The sequence below is a fragment of the Variovorax sp. Varisp85 genome (genome assembly GCF_047304045.1).
Classification (GTDB): Bacteria; Pseudomonadota; Gammaproteobacteria; order Burkholderiales; family Burkholderiaceae_C; genus Variovorax.
In genome coordinates this window covers 1-3314 of record NZ_JBGLYN010000131.1, presented here as the reverse complement: position 1 = coordinate 3314, position 3314 = coordinate 1, and the positions used below count along the sequence as shown (strand labels likewise).

At 69.3% G+C, this 3314-nt stretch carries 3 protein-coding genes and 1 pseudogene; 2 read left to right on the top strand and 2 right to left on the bottom strand.

Features of this window, described 5'->3' with window-relative positions; all coding sequences use genetic code 11:
• Positions 1–121: 121 nt before the first annotated feature.
• Positions 122–742: pseudogene (locus ACCC97_RS28640) on the top strand (alpha/beta hydrolase family protein); the annotation flags it as partial.
• Positions 743–919: 177 nt separating this feature from the next.
• Positions 920–1384 (top strand): hypothetical protein, encoded by a 465-nt coding sequence (locus ACCC97_RS28635; RefSeq protein ID WP_007832630.1) that lies wholly within the window; start codon positions 920–922, stop codon positions 1382–1384.
• Between the two features lie 73 nt (positions 1385–1457).
• Here the strand turns inward: ACCC97_RS28635 and ACCC97_RS28630 are convergent, their stop codons facing one another.
• Together ACCC97_RS28630 and boxA are read right to left on the bottom strand one after the other, a co-directional pair.
• Positions 1458–1901, bottom strand: coding sequence for a MaoC family dehydratase (locus ACCC97_RS28630; RefSeq protein WP_413336336.1), 444 nt, complete (start codon positions 1899–1901; stop codon positions 1458–1460).
• 10 nt (positions 1902–1911) lie between these two features.
• Positions 1912–3198, bottom strand: a complete 1287-nt coding sequence (boxA, locus tag ACCC97_RS28625) for a benzoyl-CoA 2,3-epoxidase subunit BoxA (RefSeq protein ID WP_413336334.1) — start codon at positions 3196–3198, stop codon at positions 1912–1914.
• Between the last annotated feature and the right edge of the window lie 116 nt (positions 3199–3314).

The following is a 3314-nucleotide window of genomic DNA, read 5'->3' as shown; positions in this document are numbered from 1 at the left end:
CACGGCATGCTGTCCACGCATGCGGACGTGATCAACCCCGACCTGCTGGCGTTCGTGAAGAGCTGAGGCCGGGCGCGGGGGGGGGGGGGGGGCCCCCCCCCGGGGGGGGGGCGCCCCCCACCCACGCTTCGCGCCGCTGCTGCGGCTCGACAGGGTCGGCATGTACGGCATGTCGGCGGGCGGCCACACGGCCCTGAGCCTCGCGGGCGGGCGCTGGTCGCCGGCCGCGTTCGCGCGGCACTGCGAGGTCGACCTGGTGAACGACTTCCAGTCCTGCGTCGGCCTCATCACGCGGCTGACCGGCGGACCGCTCGACGGCATCAAGAAATGGGCCGCATTGCTCCTCATCCGCCACCGCTTCGGCGACGACGCCGCGCCGCGCAAGCACACCGATCCGCGCATCGCCGCCATCGTTGCAGGCGTGCCGGGTTCGGCCGATTTCGACATGGCCTCGCTCGCGGCGCCGCGCGTACCACTTGGCCTGATCACCGCCGCGCAGGACCGCTGGCTGATCCCGCGCTTCCACAGCGACCGGGTGCTTGCGGCCTGCCTGCCGCGCTGCGAGCTGATCGCGGACATGCCGACCGGCGGGCACGGCTCGCTGTTGTCTCCGCTACCGCCGGACCTCACGGGACTGATCGGCGACCTGCTCAACGACCCGGCGGGCTTCGACCGCGCCAGCGTGTTACCGGAAGTTAACCAGAAGACAACGGCCTTCTTCAGCACGCATCTGCTGCCATGATTCGCACCGCGGGGGCAACGTTCGAGCCTCCTGTTTCGCCGACAGCCAGTTCCCACACGCGTGGGCGGCTGTGGCGCACATGGCGACAAAGGCCGGCCCGGCCATGGTTGCACCCGAGCCGACCGAACCCCGGTCGGTTCTTGAAATCGTGACCAGCTACGAAAGGAAAAGTCACCCATGAAGCAACAGCAACACAACCGCATCTTCCTCGGCGCCGTGCTCGCCGGCCTCCTGGCCATCGGCGGCGCAGCCCAGGCGCAAGGCGTCGGGGTCGGCGTGGGGGTCAATGCAGACGTGAACACCTCGGGCGCCGCAGGCGCTGGCTCCACCCATGGCGGTGCCGCGGCACGCACAGGTGCGGCCGCAGGCGCGAACACGAATGCCGGCGCTGCCACGTCCGACACGGCCGGCAGCGCGACAGGCGGTGTGGGCAACGCCGTCGGTGGCGTGCTGGGCGGTGCCACTGGCGCCGTCAGCGGTGCCACGAATGCGGCAGGCGGCGTAACGAACACCGTGGGCGGCACGCTGAATGGCGCAACCGGCGCCGTGGGTTCGGCCACCAATGCCGTGAAGCCGGGGAGCGCTGGCGCGAAGGCGAGCGGCAAGGCGCAGGGCTCGGGCGCCGTCGACATCAAGAAGTAATCGGCCCGCCGGCCCCGGCCGGACAAAAGCCCGCAGCGCTCGCGCGTTGCGGGCTTTTTTTCGGGCGAACGCCTCAGTTGGCCGGCTTGAGCTTGAACAGGCTGGTGACCGCCACGTCGAGCACCATCAGCTCGCGCTGGTTGAACAGCCGCCAGCGCCAGCGCAGGATGCCGAGCGTCGGGCGCTTTTCGGAGCGGCGCACCTCTGTCACGTCGGCCACCAGCCGCAGCACATCGCCGGGCCGCACGGGATTCGGCCAGCGCACATGATCGAGCCCCGGCGAGGCGAACGATTCAGAACCGGCAAGCGCTGCGTCGACGGCCAGCCGCATCGCGATCGAGCACGTGTGCCAGCCGCTGGCGATCAGCCCGCCGAAGGAGCTGCCGGCCGCCGCCTCTGCATCCGTGTGGAACCACTGCGGGTCATAGGCCCGTGCGAACTGCAGGAGCTCCGTTTCGGTGAGCACGTAGGGCCCGGCCTCGATGACCTGCCCCGCGTGGAAGTCGGCGAACTTCATCCGCCGCGGCCTAGTAGGTTTCGAGGTGCAGGCGGCCTTCGCGCTTCAAGGCAGCGCCGACCGTGTCCCAATCGAGCCCCGCTTCCTTCGCCACGTCGCGCAGTGCGAGCACCACGCCTTCTTCCATGCTCTTCAGGCCGCACACATAGAAGTGGCTCGCGCCATCTTTCAGCAGCGCGGCCAGGTCGGCGGCGCGCTCGCGCATCAGGTCCTGCACGTAGCGCTTGGGTTGCCCCGGCGTGCGCGAGAACGCGAGGTTGATGTCGATGAAGTCCTTGGGCAGCGACTGCAGCGGGCCGAAGTACGGCAGCTCCTGCTGCGTGCGCGCGCCGAAGAACAGCATCAGCTTGCCGCCCTCGAACTTGCCGCTCTTGCGCAGGCGGCGGCGCCATTCGGTCATGGCGCGCATCGGAGCGCTGCCGGTGCCGGTGCAGATCATCACGATGTGCGACTTGGGGTGGTTCGGCATCAGGAACGACGAGCCGAAGGGCCCCACCACCTGCACCGTGTCGCCCACCTTCAGGTCGCACACGTAGTTGGAGCACACGCCGCGCACGGCGTCGCCCTGGTGGTCTTCGGTCACGCGCTTCACGGTGAGCGAGACGTTGTTGTAGCCGGGCCGCTCGCCATTGCGCGGGCTGGCCACCGAATACTGGCGTGCATGGTGGCGCTTGCCGATGGCATCGACGCCCGGCGGCACGATGCCGATCGACTGGCCCTCGAGCACCGGGAACGGCACCACGCCGAAGTCGAGCACGATGTGGTGCGTCTCGCTGTCGAAGCCGGCCTCGGTGCAGTTGAAGTTGCCGACCACGGTGGCGGTCGTCGGGGTCTTCGGCGGGAAGAGATTGGTGTACGCGTGCGCGGCCGACCAGGGCGGCACGGTGGCGCCGTATTGCGCCGAATTGAAGGCCGGCTCGATCGATTCGGCGGCCGCCTGGGCTTGCGTCTGCGCGGGCAAGGCCGCCGCGGGGTCGCCGGCCACTTCAGCGGACACGCCGGCGGCTTCGAGCTCTTCCGGCGAGAGTTCGGCGGGCAGCGATTCCCAGGTGAGCTGTTCCTCGATCGAGTACGCGCGCACCACCGGCATCGTGCGCCAGTTGTCGATCGAACCCGTCGGGCACGGCGAGATGCAGGCCATGCAGCCATTGCAGACGTCCGCGCGCACGACGTAGTTGTTGTCGTCGTGCGTGATCGCGTTGACGGGGCAGATGGCCTCGCAGGTGTTGCAGCGGATGCAGATCTCGGGGTCGATCAGGTGCTGCTTGATGATCCCGGCTTCAACGGCCATGTCCATGTTGTTCTCCTAACCTGAAGCCCTCCCCCTTTGGGGGAGGGTTGGGTGGGGGCAAGCGGCCTCTGTCGTGGGCGCTATCGCCGCGTGGCCCCCACCCCCCCAAACCCCCCCGGGGG

What these genes read in the sequence shown, in the direction of transcription:
- boxA (WP_413336334.1), bottom strand. Translation starts at nt 3,198, where the DNA reads ATGGACATGGCCGTTGAAGCCGGGATCATCAAGCAGCACCTGATCGAC.
- ACCC97_RS28630 (WP_413336336.1), bottom strand. Translation starts at nt 1,901, where the DNA reads ATGAAGTTCGCCGACTTCCACGCGGGGCAGGTCATCGAGGCCGGGCCC.
- ACCC97_RS28635 (WP_007832630.1), top strand. Translation starts at nt 920, where the DNA reads ATGAAGCAACAGCAACACAACCGCATCTTCCTCGGCGCCGTGCTCGCC.